Annotated in this window: 2 protein-coding genes; both read left to right on the forward strand. The window is 41.3% G+C overall.

What is annotated here, in order from left to right; translation table 11 throughout:
- Positions 1-140 precede the first annotated feature (140 nt).
- Positions 141-326 carry a DUF2892 domain-containing protein gene (locus tag R7040_RS27040; RefSeq protein ID WP_005460908.1) on the forward strand — a complete coding sequence of 62 codons (186 nt, stop codon included), beginning with the start codon at positions 141-143 and terminating at the stop codon, positions 324-326.
- A gap of 71 nt (positions 327-397) precedes the next feature.
- Positions 398-666: FAD/NAD(P)-binding oxidoreductase (locus R7040_RS27045; RefSeq protein ID WP_411978218.1), on the forward strand; the 269-nt coding region annotated here is incomplete at its 3' end.

Raw genomic sequence — 666 nt, forward strand, 5'->3', positions numbered from 1 at the left:
AAAACAACATCTTTAGTCAACACTAAATTAGTAATTGTGAATTTAGATAAATTAACATTAGACATTTCTAATTGAGTTAATTATAGTGATGAACATCAAAGGATGGCGTTCTCAGTTTGAGAGTACGAAGGAGAAGAGCTATGACGTTAGAAAATGCAGTACGAGTTTTTGCAGGCACGATGGTATTGGTCTCGGTCATACTAACCGTGTTCGTTCACAGTAACTTCATTTGGTTCACCGTGTTTATCGGCGTTAATCTTATTCAAAGTGCTTACACGGGAATCTGCCCTGCTGCTTATTTTTTAAAGAAATTTGGTTTTAGATAATCTAGAGCGCAGTGACCTTTCACACAGGCTATTCGTGAAAGGTCAGCTCGCCCTAAAACTTGGAGTTAAAAATGACTAAGATCTTAATCGTCGGTGGTGTTGCAGGTGGTGCATCTGCGGCGGCGCGTGCTCGTCGTCTAAGCGAAGATGCCGAAATCATCATGTTTGAACGTGGCCCGTTTGTTTCATTTGCCAACTGTGGCTTGCCTTATCACATCGGCGGCGATATCCAAGAACGCAGTAAGTTACTACTACAAACGCCAGAAAGCTTTTTATCACGCTTTAACGTTGATGTTCGGGTGATGAATGAAGTGGTATCTATTAACCGACAGGACAAAAC

It is taken from the genome of Vibrio sp. 1069 (assembly GCF_033340555.1).

Bases quoted from the DNA above. Each gene is read 5' to 3' on its own strand.
- R7040_RS27040 (WP_005460908.1), top strand. From the start codon at position 141: ATGACGTTAGAAAATGCAGTACGAGTTTTTGCAGGCACGATGGTATTG.